This window comes from Micromonospora gifhornensis, from assembly GCF_016863515.1.
In the GTDB taxonomy this organism is placed as follows: Bacteria; Actinomycetota; Actinomycetes; order Mycobacteriales; family Micromonosporaceae; genus Micromonospora; species Micromonospora gifhornensis.
Genome location: NZ_BOPA01000046.1, coordinates 35,537 through 49,874 on the forward strand (window position 1 = coordinate 35,537; position 14,338 = coordinate 49,874).

Annotated in this window: 15 protein-coding genes; 2 read left to right on the forward strand and 13 right to left on the reverse strand. The window is 67.6% G+C overall.

The features are described from left to right. Positions 1-28: 28 nt before the first annotated feature. The 10 genes from pruA to Vgi01_RS26665 all read right to left on the reverse strand — a co-directional run bounded on the left by pruA (position 29) and on the right by Vgi01_RS26665 (position 10,018). Entirely contained in the window at positions 29-1,654 is a 1,626-nt protein-coding gene (gene pruA, locus Vgi01_RS26620; RefSeq protein ID WP_204292906.1) for an L-glutamate gamma-semialdehyde dehydrogenase, read from the reverse strand. A 19-nt stretch (positions 1,655-1,673) separates the two neighbouring features. Continuing rightward, positions 1,674-2,603: a proline dehydrogenase family protein gene (locus tag Vgi01_RS26625; protein WP_204292907.1), complete on the reverse strand. Its 930-nt coding sequence runs from the start codon at positions 2,601-2,603 to the stop codon at positions 1,674-1,676. A gap of 1 nt (position 2,604) precedes the next feature. Next, entirely contained in the window at positions 2,605-3,552 is a 948-nt protein-coding gene (locus tag Vgi01_RS26630; protein WP_204292908.1) for a carbon-nitrogen hydrolase family protein, read from the reverse strand. A gap of 28 nt (positions 3,553-3,580) precedes the next feature. Next, positions 3,581-4,819, reverse strand: coding sequence for a metal-dependent hydrolase family protein (locus Vgi01_RS26635; RefSeq protein WP_102660079.1), 1,239 nt, complete (start codon positions 4,817-4,819; stop codon positions 3,581-3,583). 17 nt (positions 4,820-4,836) lie between these two features. After that, the gene (locus Vgi01_RS26640; RefSeq protein WP_102660080.1) at positions 4,837-5,532 is read right to left on the reverse strand and encodes an ABC transporter ATP-binding protein; all 696 of its coding nucleotides are present in this window, start codon (positions 5,530-5,532) and stop codon (positions 4,837-4,839) included. Then, positions 5,519-6,313 carry an ABC transporter ATP-binding protein gene (locus Vgi01_RS26645; protein ID WP_204292909.1) on the reverse strand — a complete coding sequence of 265 codons (795 nt, stop codon included), beginning with the start codon at positions 6,311-6,313 and terminating at the stop codon, positions 5,519-5,521. Before Vgi01_RS26645 ends, Vgi01_RS26640 begins: the two co-directional genes overlap by 14 nt. Next, positions 6,310-7,338, reverse strand: a complete 1,029-nt coding sequence (locus Vgi01_RS26650; protein WP_204292910.1) for a branched-chain amino acid ABC transporter permease — start codon at positions 7,336-7,338, stop codon at positions 6,310-6,312. The genes Vgi01_RS26645 and Vgi01_RS26650 overlap by 4 nt, the downstream gene beginning before the upstream one ends. Then, positions 7,335-8,210 (reverse strand): branched-chain amino acid ABC transporter permease, encoded by an 876-nt coding sequence (locus tag Vgi01_RS26655; RefSeq protein ID WP_204292911.1) that lies wholly within the window; start codon positions 8,208-8,210, stop codon positions 7,335-7,337. Before Vgi01_RS26655 ends, Vgi01_RS26650 begins: the two co-directional genes overlap by 4 nt. Before the next feature lie 66 nt (positions 8,211-8,276). Then, a complete protein-coding gene (locus Vgi01_RS26660; RefSeq protein WP_204292912.1) occupies positions 8,277-9,512 on the reverse strand; it encodes an ABC transporter substrate-binding protein in 1,236 nt (411 codons plus the stop codon). Beyond that, a complete protein-coding gene (locus Vgi01_RS26665) occupies positions 9,503-10,018 on the reverse strand; it encodes a hypothetical protein (RefSeq protein ID WP_102660085.1) in 516 nt (171 codons plus the stop codon). Before Vgi01_RS26665 ends, Vgi01_RS26660 begins: the two co-directional genes overlap by 10 nt. 139 nt (positions 10,019-10,157) lie before the next feature. Between Vgi01_RS26665 and Vgi01_RS26670 the strand changes: the two genes are divergently transcribed. Next, positions 10,158-10,745: a TetR/AcrR family transcriptional regulator gene (locus Vgi01_RS26670; protein ID WP_102660086.1), complete on the forward strand. Its 588-nt coding sequence runs from the start codon at positions 10,158-10,160 to the stop codon at positions 10,743-10,745. 33 nt (positions 10,746-10,778) lie between these two features. Here the strand turns inward: Vgi01_RS26670 and Vgi01_RS26675 are convergent, their stop codons facing one another. Further along, a complete protein-coding gene (locus tag Vgi01_RS26675; protein WP_204292913.1) occupies positions 10,779-11,309 on the reverse strand; it encodes a thioredoxin domain-containing protein in 531 nt (176 codons plus the stop codon). 39 nt (positions 11,310-11,348) lie between these two features. Then, the gene (locus Vgi01_RS26680; RefSeq protein WP_204292914.1) at positions 11,349-11,906 is read right to left on the reverse strand and encodes a hypothetical protein; all 558 of its coding nucleotides are present in this window, start codon (positions 11,904-11,906) and stop codon (positions 11,349-11,351) included. Positions 11,907-12,688: 782 nt separating this feature from the next. Between Vgi01_RS26680 and Vgi01_RS30910 the strand changes: the two genes are divergently transcribed. After that, positions 12,689-13,564 carry a DUF4231 domain-containing protein gene (locus Vgi01_RS30910; RefSeq protein ID WP_239089175.1) on the forward strand — a complete coding sequence of 292 codons (876 nt, stop codon included), beginning with the start codon at positions 12,689-12,691 and terminating at the stop codon, positions 13,562-13,564. 127 nt (positions 13,565-13,691) lie between these two features. Here the strand turns inward: Vgi01_RS30910 and Vgi01_RS26690 are convergent, their stop codons facing one another. Continuing rightward, positions 13,692-14,246, reverse strand: a complete 555-nt coding sequence (locus Vgi01_RS26690) for a cysteine hydrolase family protein (RefSeq protein ID WP_204292915.1) — start codon at positions 14,244-14,246, stop codon at positions 13,692-13,694. Positions 14,247-14,338: the final 92 nt, after the last annotated feature.

Sequence of the window (14,338 nt, forward strand, 5' to 3'; positions counted from 1 at the left end):
GCAGCAGGGATGGCGGGGGCGACGGCGTTCAGGCCATGTGCGGGTAGCGGTGGTCCGTGGCCGGCACGAAGGTTTCCTTGATGGTGCGGGCGCTGGTCCAGCGCAGCAGGTTCTGGGCGGAACCGGCCTTGTCGTTGGTGCCGCTGGCCCGCCCGCCGCCGAACGGCTGCTGGCCGACCACTGCCCCGGTCGGCTTGTCGTTAACGTAGAAGTTCCCGGCCGCGAAGCGCAGCACCTGGGCGGCGTGCGCGATGGCGGCGCGGTCCTGCGCGATGATCGAGCCGGTCAGCGCGTACGCGGAGACGGACTCCAACTGGGCGAGCGTCGCCTCGTACGCCTCGTCCTCGTAGACGTGCACCGCGAGGATCGGCCCGAAGTACTCGGTCGTGAAGACCTCGTCGGTCGGGTCGGTGCACTCGATGATCGTGGGCCGGACGAACCAGCCTTCGCTGTCGTCGTACCCGCCACCGGCGAGGATCTCGCAGCTGGCGGTGGCGCGGGCCCGCTCGATCGCGACGGCGTGCCGGGCGAAGGCCCGCCCGTCGATGACCGCCCCCATGAAGTGGGACAGGTCGGTGACGTCGCCCATGGTCAGCGACTCCACCTCGGCGATCAGGTCCTCGCGCAGCTGGGGCCAGAGCGACCGGGGCACGTACGCCCGGGAGGCGGCCGAGCACTTCTGCCCCTGGAACTCGAACGCCCCCCGGATCATGGCGGTACGCAGCACGTCGACGTCCGCCGACGGGTGGGCGACGATGAAGTCCTTGCCGCCGGTCTCGCCGACGATCCGTGGGTAGCTGCGGTAGCTGCCGATCCGCTCGCCGACGGTGCGCCACAGGTGCTGGAAGGTCGAGGTGGAACCGGTGAAGTGGATGCCGGCCAGGTCCGGGTCGGCAAGCGCGACATCGGAGACGGCGAGACCGTCACCGGTCACCATGTTGATCACCCCGGGCGGCAGGCCGGCCGCCTCCAACAGGCGCATCGTCCACCACGCGGCCAACTGCTGCGTCGGCGACGGCTTCCACACCACCGTGTTGCCCATCAGGGCGGGCGCGGTGGGCAGGTTTCCGGCGATGGCGGTGAAGTTGAACGGCGTGATCGCGTAGACGAAGCCCTCCAACGGCCGGTGGTCGACGCGGTTCCACACGCCGGGCGAGGACTGCGGCTGCTCGGCGCGGATCTGCCGGGCGAAGTGCACGTTGAAGCGCCAGAAGTCGATCAGCTCGCAGGCCGAGTCGATCTCCGCCTGGAACGCCGTCTTCGACTGGCCCAGCATGGTGGCCGCGTTGAGCGTCTGCCGCCACGGCCCGGCGAGCAGGTCGGCGGCCTTGAGGAAGACCGCCGCCCGCTCGTCGAAGGAGAGCGCCCGCCAGTCAGCGGCGGCCCGCTTCGCCGCGTCGACCGCCGCCCGGGCGTCGTCGTGTGTGGCGTTGCCGAGGGTGCCGAGGACGTGGCGGTGCCGGTGCGGCTGGACGATGTCGATCCGGTCGCCGCCGCCGATGCGGCGTCGACCATCGATGGTCATGTCCAGTTCGAACCGCTCGCCGGCGAGTTCGCCAAGCTTCGCGGTCAGCCCGGTGCGTTCCGGGCTGCCCGGCGCGTACGAGAGGTTCGGCTCGTTGACCGGTGCAGGGGTGGTGGTGACGGCGTCCATCAGACTGCGTTGCTCCTGGTCAGTTGCGGCTGGTGAGAGCCCGGAAGAAGAACATGAGGTTGGCCGGGCGCTCGGCGAGACGCCGCATCAGGTAGCCGTACCACTCCTCGCCGAACGGCACGTACACCCGGACCTGGTGGCCTGCTTCGGCGAGCCGCCGCTGCTCGGTGGGGCGGATGCCGTACAGCATCTGGAACTCGTAGCCGGTGACGCCTTCGGGACGGCCGGCGGCCAGCCGGGTGCCGGCCACGATGAGTTCGGGGTCGTGCGTGGCGAGCATCGGGTAGCCGGGACCGGCCATCAGGATCTCGGCGCACCGCAGGTACGCCTGGGTCACCTCAGTGCGAGCCTGGTAGGCCACGCTCGCCGGCTCCCGGTAGGCGCCCTTGCACAGCCGGACCCGCGAACCGGCGGTCGCCAGGTCGCGGCAGTCGCCCTCGCTGCGCCGCAGGTACGCCTGGATGACCGCGCCGGTCTCCGGGAAGTCCCGACGCAACTGGGCGACGATGCCCAGCGTCGAGTCGGTGGTGGTGTGGTCCTCCATGTCCACGGTGACCGTGGTGCCCGCCCGGGCGGCGGCCGCGCAGATGCGGGCCGCGTTGTCCAGCGCCACGGCCTCGCCCTCGCGGGGCAGGGCCTGACCGAGCGCGGACAACTTGATCGAGACCTCCGCCATGCCGGTCAGCCCGGCGTCGGCGAGCCCGTCGAGCAGTGCGACGTACTGCCCGGTGACGTGCTCGGCGTGGGCCCGGTCGGTGGTGTCCTCGCCGAGATAGTCGAGGGTGGCGAGACAACCGGCGTCGTGCAGCCCTTCCGACGCGCGTACGGCGGAGGGCACGTTCTCGCCGGCGACGAACCGGTCCACCACGGCACGGGTGAGCGGGGTGGCTTCGATCGCCCGGCGGGCGCGGCGGCTGGCCGCGGTCTTCAGGATGACCTGACGCAGCATGTCAGCCGGCCTTCTGGTCGAGCGGACCACGCGGGGTGGGCGCGGGACGGTCGGTCGGCGCGTACGGGGCGGTGTCGACGATCGGGCCGTACAGGTCGGGTCGCCGGTCCTGGATCAGGTTCAGCCCGAAGAAGCCCTCGGTGCGGCTGGCCAGCGTGGTGGCGTCCAGGTCAGCGGTGTGCGTGACCAGGCCCTCCTCGTCGGTAAGCATCGCGACGACCTTGCCGTACGGGTCGACGATCTGGCTGTGACCCCAGTAGTCGAGCCCCGCGGTGTAGACGCCCTTCTCGCAGTGGTTGGAGACGACCAGCCACATCTGGTTGAAGAAGGCGTTGGCCTGGGCGGAGAGGTCCATGGCGAAGCCGTGGTAGTCGTCGGCCGGGTCGTGGCCCTTCATCGGCCACGCCGTGGACATCAGGCCCAGCGTCGCACCCTGCAGCGCGAAGACCCGCATCAGCTCGGGAAAGGCCAGGTCGTAGCAGATCAGGCTGGCGGCGCGAGCGAACGGCAGGTCGAACACCGGCGTGGACTGGCCGGCGTTGAAGTACGGGAACTCGAAGGTGTTGTGGGTCTTGCGGTACACGCCCACCACACCGTCGGGGCCGATCAACGCGGTCGCGTTGAGGATCACGTTGCCGTGTCCGGCCCGCTCGGCCAGCCCGAGCTGGACGTACATGCCGTACTCGGCGGCCTTGGCCCGGATCGCCTCGGTGGACGGGCCGGGCACCGGCTCGGACTCGCGGAAGTAGTACTGCTTCTGCGCGGCGGTGCCCTTGTCACCGAGACCGAACGCGAAGTCGGCGTAGCCCTGCAGGCCGACCTCCGGCAGCACCAGCACGTCGACGCCCTTGGCGGCGGCCTCGTCGATCATTTCCAGGAACTTCGCCAGGTTGCGCGCCTTGTCGTGCTCGATACGCACGTTCGCGGCGGCGAGGGTCACGGGGGCCATGGTTTTCCTCCTCGTCAGGGGTGTCAGATCAGGAGAGCTCGTACTTGACCAGGTCGCCGCCCTTGATGACCACGGGCACGGCGGTGGGGCTGGCGAAGACCTCGATGTCCTCCCAGGGGCGTCCGTCAACGACGATCAGGTCGGCGAGCTTGCCCGCCTCGACCGTGCCGAGCCGGTCGGCCAGGCCGAACAGCTCCGCATTGACGCGGGTCGTGGCGATCAGCACCGCGGCGGCCGGCATGATCTCCGCCTTGAGGGACAGCTCGCGGTGCTTGTGCACGAACATCGGGCCGAGCAGGTCGGAGCCGCTGGCGATGCGGACGCCGGCACGGTAGGCGTACTCCAGCGAACGCAGGCCCTGCTCGTGGGCCATCCGGATCTTCTCCAGCGGCTCCGGGGCCACCCCGTGCTCGGCACCCTGGCGGTGCAGCAGCTCGTAGGTGGAGAGGGTGGGCACCAGGTAGGTGCCGGCCTCGGCGAGCAGCGCGGCGGTCGCCTCGTCCATCAGGTTGCCGTGCTCGATCGAGCGGACGCCGGCTTCGACACAGTTGCGGATCGCGGCGGAGGAGTAGGCGTGCGCGAGCACGTACTTGCCGGCCGCCTCGGCGGTCTGCACCGCCATCCGCAGCTCCTCCAGGCTGTACTGGATGGTGTCCAGCTCGTCGGCGGGGGACATCGCGCCGCCGCTGGCCATGACCTTGATCTGGTCGGCGCCGGTACGGATGTTCTCCCGTACGCCCTTGCGGATCTCCTCCGGGCCGTCCGCGACGATCGCGTTCATGCCCACCTGGGAGCAGCACTCGACGGTGTTGCCGCGCTCGGTGGGACGCCGCCAGTCGGCGTGACCCCCCGTCATGGACAGCGGCGCGTTCGACACCAGCAGTCGGGGGCCGAGGATGTCACCCTGCTCGACGGCCTGCCGGAAACCCGCGTCGCAGCCACCGGCGTCCCGCACGGTGGTGTAGCCCTGCATCAGGGTGCGGTTCAGGATCCGCCCCATCTTCAGCGCCGCGTGGCTGGTCTGGTAGTTCCGGTGCTGTTCCAGGATGTTGACGTCGATCGCGCCGATGTGCACGTGCGCGTCCATGAGGCCGGGCATCACGGTCCGGCCGGCGCAGTCGATCACCCGGTCGGCGCTGGCCGGCACCGCACCGCCGGCCGCCACGTCGACGATCAGCTCGCCGTCCACCACGACGGTGGCACCCTCCACGGGCTCCGCGCCGGTGGCGTCGAAGACAGTGGCGTTCGTCAGTGCGATGGTGCTCACGGAAGTCCTTTCGATTGTCAGTGATGGACGCCGAACGCGTCGGCGACGAGTTGGTCGACCTGGGCGGAGTCGGCGGTGTCGATGACCCGGTCGACGGTGCCGACGCGGAGCAGGACGAGTTCGTCGGCGACGCTCGCGGCCCGCGCGACGCTCTGCTCGACGAGCAGCACGCCCATGCCGCGCGAGCACAACTCGGCGATGTAGCGGTAGATCTCGTCGATGACGACAGGTGCCAGGCCCAGACCCGGCTCGTCCAGCAGCAGGTACTTCGGGTCGCGCAGCAGCGCCCGACCCAGCGCCACCATCTGCTGCTGCCCGCCGGAGAGCAGCGACACCTTCTGGTGGGTACGTCCCTGAAGCGCCGGGAACAGGTCCAGCACCTCGTCGATGCGGGCCCGCTGCGCGCGGTTCGCCCCGACCGTCAGGTTCTCCAGGACGGACAGCTGGGACAGCAGGCCGCGACCCTCGTGGACGACAGCGATGTGGTGGTCGTTGACCCGTCGGTGCGTCGGCTTCGCCGAGATGTCGACGTCGTCGACGCGTACCGACCCTTCGGTGCGGACCGCGCCGAGGATGGCCCGCAGCGTGGTGGTCTTGCCGGCACCGTTGGTGCCGACCAGGGCGACGGTCTTGCCCGGTGGTACGCGCAGGTTCACCCCGAACAGGGCCTGGGTCGAGCCGTACCAGCCCTTGACCGACTCAAGCGTCAGCACTTGCGGCCCTCCCGAAGTACGCGAGCTGCACCTGCCGGTCACCGAACACCTCGGCCGGGGTGCCGTCGCGCAGGAAGGCACCGGAGTCGAGGGCGATGACGTACGAGCAGAGGCTCTTGACCAGGTCCACGTCGTGCTCGACGACGACCATGGTCGACGGATGGTTCTCATGGACCCGGGTGAGTACGGCTGCCAACTCCTGCCGCCCCTCCTGGTCGAGACCGGCGGCCGGCTCGTCCAGCAGGATCACCGACGGCGAGGAGACCAGGACCCGGGCCACCTCCACCAGGCGGCGGCTGGCGAACGGCAGTTCGTCCACCCGGCGGTGCGCCTGCCGGGCCAGGCCCAGCAGGTCGAGCACCTCGGTCGCCGCCGCCATGTCCCGGTTGCGGGCGCGCCACTGCGACGGCAACGCGAGGAACTGGGCGAGCGCGTTCGGCTGCGGCAGTCGTTCGGTCCCGACCAGCACGTTCGTCAGCACCGACTCGCGTTCCATCAGCCGTACCGTCTGGAAGCCGCGCACGACACCGGCGAGGGCGCGGCGGCGGGTGCCCAGCGCGGTGATGTTGCGGTGGCCGATGTGCACGGAGCCCTCGGCGATCGGTGTGAACCCGCTTATCGCGTTGAGCAGTGTCGTCTTGCCCGCGCCGTTGGGGCCGATCAGGCCGCTGATTGCGCCCGCCGGCAGGCTGACGGTGACGTCACGCAGTGCCTGGAAGGCGCCGTACCGGACGGTCAGTCCTTCGGTCCGTACGTGCGGCGCGCCGCTGGCCGTGCTCATTTGGATTCCTCCTCGTCCCCACGTACGCCTCTGATCCGACGCCACACGTTGCGGCCGAGCCCGACGATGCCGTCGGGCACCACCAGCGCCACGATCGCCAGCAGGGCGCCACCCACGATCGGGTAGAGGTTCGGCTGGCCGGCCAGGGTGAACACCTCGGGCATCAGCACCACGTACGAGGCGCCCAGCCAGGCCCCCAGCACGGTGCCCGCGCCGCCGATCACCACGGCGACGAAGAGGTACACCGAGGCGAACAGGTCGAAGTCGGGCGGTGCGATGAATCCGGTGATGCCGGCGTAGAGCCAGCCGGCGACGCCCGCGTACACGGCGCTGATCAGGAACGCGGTGACCTTCGTACGGGCCACCGCCACGCCGACCGACTCGGCGGCGAGTTCGCTGTCGCGTACCGCCAGCATCCGGCGGCCGAGCTGGGTCCGGCCGAGGTGTACGGCGAACGCGGTGGCGATGGCCGCGGGGACCAGCGCGATCAGGTAGGCGTGCAGCGGTTCGCTGGAGTCCAGCCGCCCGAACAGGAACGGGTCGACCGAGGCTCCCTGGGTGCCGCCGGTGAGGTCGGTGGTGTTCCGGATGGCCCAGGCCAGCAGCTCACCGAAGGCGAGCGTCACAAGCGCCAGCCGCATGCCGGACAACCGCAGCGTGGGTACGGAGACGACGAGCGCGGCGATGAGCGCCACGCCGATCACCGCGGCGAGCTGCATCGCGGGTCCGTAGCCGTTCGTCGCCATCACGTAGGTGGTGTAGGCGCCCACGCCCATGAAGGAGGCGTGCGCCAACGACATCTGGCCGGTCCGCCCGTACAGGATGTCCAGGCCCAGGGTGGCCACCGCGAAGGCGAGCACCTGCGCCGACATGAACACCCAGTAGTCGTCGAAGAGCAGCGGCGGAACCGCGGCGATCACGGCGAAGACGGCCACCCGGGTCAGCAGGCGGGGTACGCCCCGGCCTTTGCCCACCGTCGGGTTCTTCCCGCCCCGGCGGGGCCGCGTCATGGTGGTGCCGGTCATGCTCGCACCTCGTTCCGCTCGTTGACGAACCGCTTCGGCACCAGCGCCAGGACGACGATGATCAGGAGGAAGACGGCCGGCGTGCCGGCGCTCGCGCCGAGCAGGTAGACCGCCAGCGACTCGTAGACCCCGAGCGCCACGGCGACCACCAACGGCAGCCAGAACCGGTCGAGGCCGCCGATCATCCCGGCGATGAACGCCTTGATCAGGAACGGCGTCATGTAGAACGCGTCGACCGACAGCCGGCTGGCGACCAGGATGGCGACGACCGCCGCGATCAGACCGGCCACCGCCCAGGTGGCGGTCCGCAGCGCCCGGACGTTCACGCCGGCCGCCTGCGCGATGCCGGCGTCCTCGGCGCTGGCCCGCAACGACGTGCCCAGGCTGGTCCGGTTGAGCAGCAGGTACGCCGCCAGGACGGTCACCACGGTCAGGCCGATGACGATGCCGTCACTCATGCTGACCACCACCCCGGCGACCTCGGTGCGGGTGTCCGCGCCGAGCGAGACGAAGGTGTGCGCGTTGGCGTCGATCAGCTGCTGCATGACTGCCGTGATGAGCAGGAAGATGCCGAGGGTGACGACCAGGTCCAGGCCCGGCCGACCCGCCGGGATCCGGCGAATGGCGGCGAAGTCGATCGCGCTGTTCACGATCACGGCGAGCAGCACACCGATCATCAGCGCCACCGGCACGGGCAGGCCCTGCTCGGAGTAGAAGAACCATGCGCTGAAGGCGGCGATCATGCCGACCTGCCCGTACGCGAAGTTCATGCTCTTGCTGACCTGGAAGACGATCAGCACGCCCAGCAGGAAGAGTGCGTAGAGGCTGCCGGTGGTGACACCACCGAGAAGGATCTGACCGAGGTCACCCACGTGGACTCCTGGTCTCGTACTGGTCCGGGGGTGGGTCGGGTTTCGCCGGACCCACCCCCGGAGGGGTCACTTCTGCAGGGACTTGGTCTCTTCGAGGACGACGAGCTTGTCGCCCTTGATCTGGCCGATGCCGACCGCGTCAACGCCGGCGCGGTCGCCCTTGCCCCAGGTCACCGGGGGCAGAATGCCGGTCTCGAAGTTCTCGAAGGTCTCGAGCGCCTCGACCACGCAGCCGCGGTTGAGACCCTCGGCCCGCTTCAGGGCCTCGGCGGTCAGCTGCGCCTGCACCCAGCCGAGCTGGTTGAACTTGCTCGGCGCCTTGCCGGTCTGCGCGGTGAAGTCCGCGACGAACTGCTTGACCAGCGGGTTGTCGCTCTCCAGCGACGAGGTCTCCAGCGCGACAAGCATGTCCTGCGAGAGCGCACCGAACTCCTTGATGTAGGAGTCGTCGCTCATGCCGGCCCAGGCACCGGTCTTCGGGGTGTACCCGATGCGGGACATCGCCTGGAGCAGGCCGCCGGTGTCGGCGTTGGTCAGGATGAGGAACACGTACTCGGCGTCGAACTGCTTGAGCTGAGTCGCGATCGGGGTGAAGTCGGTGGTGCCCGGCGTCTCGGGGACGTAGAGCAGCTCGATGCCCTTGCCCTCGAGCGCCTTCTCCATGCCGAGCTTCGCGTTGTCGCCGACGTTGCCGGCCACACCGACGAGCGCCATCTTCTTCGGCGTCTCCTGGTCGAGCACGTAGTCGGTCAGGATCTCGAATTCCTGGATGTAGTCGACCGTCGCCATGAAGACGTGCTGGTTCTTGTCGCCGCCGAGCTCGTCGCTTGGCGCGTACGGGGCGATGGCCGGTACCTTCTTGCGGTCGAGGTACGGCACGGCGCCGAGGAAGTTGGGGGTGCCCTCACCGCCGGAGACGACGAGGATCTCCTCCTTCTCGACCAGCTGACGCATCTGCTTCTGGGCGGTCGACGGGTCGTACGCGTCGTCGAGGATGATCGGCTTGATCTTCCGACCCTGTACGCCACCCTCGGCGTTCAGCTTGGCGTAGTACGCCTCCTGCCCTTCCTTGGTGCCGAGACCACCCGCGGCGCCCGAGCCGGACAGCGGCATGGTGGTGCCCACCCGGATCTCACTGTCCGTGACACCCGGACCGATCTCCTTGACGTCGCAACCGTTGGCCGACGAGCCCGACGAACCCGCCGACGACTTCGAGCCGCCGGTCGCGTTACCGCACCCGGCGGCGAACAGCATGCAGGTGCTCGCCAACGTGGCGACGACCAGCCTTCCCTTCAACCGCATGTCTTCTCCCTAGTAGTGCAATCTGTTGGTGCGAACACCTCGGCCGGGTGAGCGTCTTCGGTGATCTTGGATAGGACCCGGGTGGCGACGGCCAGGGCCACGTCCACGGCGGATCGGATACTGTGCGTCGCGACGCCTGTGGAGTCGGCGGTGAGCAGTTGGTACTCTCCGGCGACTGCGGCGAACCGCAGGGTTCCTCCGGGCACCGCGATCGGTGCCCACGGGCGGACCTCGTGGTCGAGTGCGCGGGTCCAGTGCAGGCCTACGGAGAAGCCCGACTCGACGGGAAGGATGCCCACGTGCAGATCCCAGAAGGATCGGCTGGCGAAGCCCAGGGCACTCCATTCCCAACTCGCCTCGGCGGCACGGAGCGCCGCGGCGGCGGGGGAAGCGTCCTCAGCCAGTTCCGGGCCCCAGGCGACGTGGATCTCGGGGCGTCCGGCGAGGGCCGTCCGCAGGCCGTCATGGACCGCGAGCAGGCCATCAGCTGCTGCACTATCCGGCATGTGTCACCTCCCCAGCGACCCCTACCGACCAGTCGGTACGTTGAGGAGGACGGTACCGGACCGACCGGTCGGTCCGGAAGCATGAAATCGAAACGTAACCCGCTCGCATTCGGCCGGGGTTATTGAAAGGGACGATCTGATGCGAACGAGGAGCGAAGACACGCGGGCCCGCATCCTCACCGCCAGCGCAGACCTGTTTGCGCGGCAGGGGTACCACGGGACGGGTCTGGCTGAGCTACTCGACGCGGTCGGCCTGCAGAAGGGCGGCTTCTACCACCACATCGCCAGCAAGGAAGAGTTGCTGCTGGAGATCATGCTCGACCCGATCGACCGCATCCTCGTCAGCAGCGACCAGATCCTGGCCACCGACGGCGACGCCACCACCAAGCTGCGGCAACTCGGTACCGACCTCGGCAACGCGATGGCCGCCGACCTCGCCGCCTGGACGGTGTTCCTCCGCGAGTACAGCGTCCTCGGCGCGGACGGCAAGGCGCAGATCCTCCAGCGCCGCCAGCAGTACCTCGACCGGTGGCGGCGCGTCCTCCAGGAGGGGGCGACCGCCGGCGAGTTCCGGACGCTTGACCACGCATTCGTGGAGGGCATCCTGGGCCTGTTCATCTACACGTTCGTCTGGGCCCGTGCGACCCCGCCCGAGGAACTGACGCGTTCGATCATGCAGGTGCTGATGCACGGGATCTGCCTGCACCCGGTCCCACACCCCCGCTGAGCAGGCCGACGCTCGGGCGCTGGTCTCGCCGGGTCAGCAGGGGCCGTGGCCCTCGACGAAGAGGCGATGCGCCCAACTGGCGTAGCCAGCGATGATCTTCTGGACCGCCTGCCCGTCGTGCAGGAAGAGGTAGGCGCGGTCGCCGTCGCGAGCGAGTAGACCGTCGAAACGGTACGTCCCCTGTGGAGCGTTCAGCTCGCGTACCGTCGGATATGCGGCCCGGACCTCGGTGATCGGTGTGCCGGCCGCGATCCCCTCCGGGGTGCGGACCGGGTCGCCGGCCCAGAGCAGCACCAGCCGATCGTCGATGAAGATCGGACTGATCATGGCGTGGCCGGCAAGCGTCGGACCGCAGGCGTCGACGTCGGTCCGAAGTATCCCGCGCCGGGTCAGCTCGGCCTCGGTGTCCCCGAAGTCCACATCGGCCAGTCCGTCGAGATCGACAACGGTGACCGACGCGACGGGTTCGGGCATGGCGATGCCCTCCGGTGGCATGGGTCCGCTGCCCGACACCGAGGCAGCCAGAAGCAGTGCGGCGATGAAGCCGAATTGTCGCAATTTCATCAGAATCCCCCAGTCACCAACGTGACGGGAGCGCCGAGGTTATTGCCGGGCTTCCCATTCCTCGGCCAACTCGTCCCAGTAGTCGGCGCTCAGCCCGCGTCGTCCGTGCGCGAGCCACCCTTCGATGCTCCGCTCGACGTGCAACCCCAGCTCGGCGAAGGGATCGATCCAGTTGCCGGGCTCCGCGCCCAACTCGATCAGGGCAGCGTTGATCGGCCACTGCGGGCGCGGCCCGTCGAACGCCGAGTCGAACCGCGGCCGGAAGGTCAGTGCGCCGTCCAACCAGACCGCCGCCGCCTGGCGTCCGGCACCACCGGCGAACTCCGCCTCGACGTACGCCACCGGCCCCCGCCGCGACCAGCGGCTCAGTGTTTCGGTAAGCGCGGGGGAGAGAGTCAGGGCGAAGGGCTGCTCCGGCCCGGGCTCGCCGGTCGCGTAGTCCGGGGCGGCGCCTGTCAACTCCTGCACCAACTGTGGGGTCACCGGCAGCAGCGCGAAGTCCTGCCGCAACTCGCCGAGCACAGCATGATCCAGGTCGCGGGTCTCCTCGCGCAGCAGTTCGGCGTCCGCGACAATCGCGCTGAGCTGGTAACTCACCCGGCATCCACAGCCTGTGGATAGAACATGTGTACGACGCCGGTCCGGAGCGGTTTCGTCCGCGCACGTACTCCCACCCGGCCAGTATCGCCGCTCGGTCGCCGCTCGGTCGCCGCTCGATCGCCGCGACGTGAGTGCGCGCCGTTTCGGCGATGTGGCGGTGACACCACCGACCGGATACCGCCACTTCAGCGATACGGAGTTGATCAGCCCGTACCGACGACTCAGGGCCGGTCCCTGTGAGGGCCGGCCCTGTCGTTCGAGCAGCTCGTGCGAGCGGAGGATACGAGATTCGAACTCGTGAGGGTGTTAACCCAACACGCTTTCCAAGTCTGCTCGGCCGAGTCCGTGCGTTGACGGGCATGGTCGCTGTCCTGGTCGTCTGCCTCTGGGAGGACGGTCGTGGCCCGTGGTGGACCGTCATGAACGAGACGACGTTTGAGACGAGCAATCCGGTGGACTTGCATCCGGTCCGGCTCGCCACCTCTGAAGCCTACCGACGAGCCACGCCCAGAGAGCGGGGCGTGGTCAAAGCACTGACCCTCCGGAACAGTTGTTGTCGGCCGCAGCCACCGGCGTCCCGGCGCTTGGCTGTGCTAAGTGCGGCGTCTACAACCCCCGTGAGACCAAGACCACTGTCCCGCTGCCCCGGGATAGAGCAGCACCTCAGCGGGTCGGGCTCGATGATGAGGGTCATGCACGTTGCGAAGCAACTGACAAGTGTCGATAACCCGACCCGCCTGTGGCTTGCTTGCTCGATTCGGTGATCATACCGTCGCACTATGTGGTCGCGGATCGCTCAGTCTAGGGGTGGCAAGAGTGAATCGAACGAAGAAAAATGGACCAAGTTGACTGACGGCAAGTCTGAAAGTTGGGACATCGACCATGTGCGCAGCGCAATTATCGATGCAGAAGATAAGCTCCATCTTCAAGAAGTGTGGCGAAGAATCGGAAAGGTCTGGACTTTCGTCGGAAACGTCGCCCTTGTGGCTCTCGCAGGATCTGCCGCCCTATCGGGCATTGATCAGATTGCCCGGTTCTCATTGCTGATATACGCCGTGTGTGCCACCTCGCTGCTCGCCTCACCTGTGCTGATCTACCGGCAGTACAAGCGCACGAGGGCGACACGCATCATGATCAAAAAGCTTCATGTCCTACGTCGACGCATCTTGTCGGACATGGACGACAGTTCAGATGGTCAGACCGACTCAGCGCTGCCAGCGCAGAAGCGCTATAGGGACGATATTCCGGACCTGATTTCTCAATTTCGAGAAGACGCTAGCAGTACGCGGAGGATACACAATCGTCTGCAGAGCGTCATCATCGTTGGCTCTGTCGTCACCTCCGCGATTGCTACAGCATCAGTCTCCTACGGTGCCGCGCGATGGGTGACGGTCGGAGCCAGTACTCTCGTGGGATTGGCCGCAGGATTCATGGGTTACTACAAATATCACGAGCGGAGCTTCAACTCGCAGCAAACAGCAGACGCAATCGAGCGAGAGTATGAGGCTGTCGAGCTTCGCGTAGGAAGCTATACAGATTTGGACGAAAAGAAAGCGTATGCCCTTTTTGCGGCTAACGTCGAACGACTTCGTGATGAACAGAACAAGCGGCAGCAACAACTCGACCAGCCCGTTGAGGTGAAGCGGGAGGAGTGATTGAGACGTTCGCCGGGCAGCCAGTGGGCCGGACCGAACGCACGTTCTCACGCCTGTACCCTGTTCCTGTGTCGAACGGAAAGCGCACCTAAGACCTTACTCCTAATAAATGCGCTCGCGGCGCACGTCAAGGGCGGCTGCTGCCAATGAGTGATGACGGTATTTCCTTCCGCGTAATCACCTGTCCCGGGCCGATGAAGCGTCTCGCTACCAAGAGGCCAGCGGTATGCGCCTCTGGGCCGGCGTGGCTAGCCGAAGCGTCGGCGATTAGCCATGGTGTGAAGCCGCGCTCGAAGGCGTCTACTGCACCTTTCAAGACACAGCTTTCTGTGGCTATGCCGCAGAAGTAGAACTCCGTCCAGCCCTTCCGCCGAAATAGCTCCTCTCCGTCCGATGTGAAAGGGCTATATATTCTCTTGTCGAGGACTGCGCTGGCCCGCAAGTAGGACTGGAGCTCTGAGATGATGTCGGTTTCGGGTGCAGTTTGTAGCTTCCGCCAACCGAAGAAGCGTTCAAAGGGACTACCTGGATAGTTGAGGTAACGTGTGAAAAGGACGTCGCCTTCTTGCGCCTGCCAGCGGCGTACCAGGTCGGCGATGACAGGAACGATGTGGGCTGACTGCTCGCGTACGAAGCCGTTTTGCATGTCGGTTACGACAAGTACCGGGCGACCGGATGTCATTGGCTCAACCTCGATCCGTATCACGGAGGGTTTCGATGGCTTGGTCTAGGGCTGGCATTAGGTCACAGGTTCGCAGGATTGCTCGGCGCATT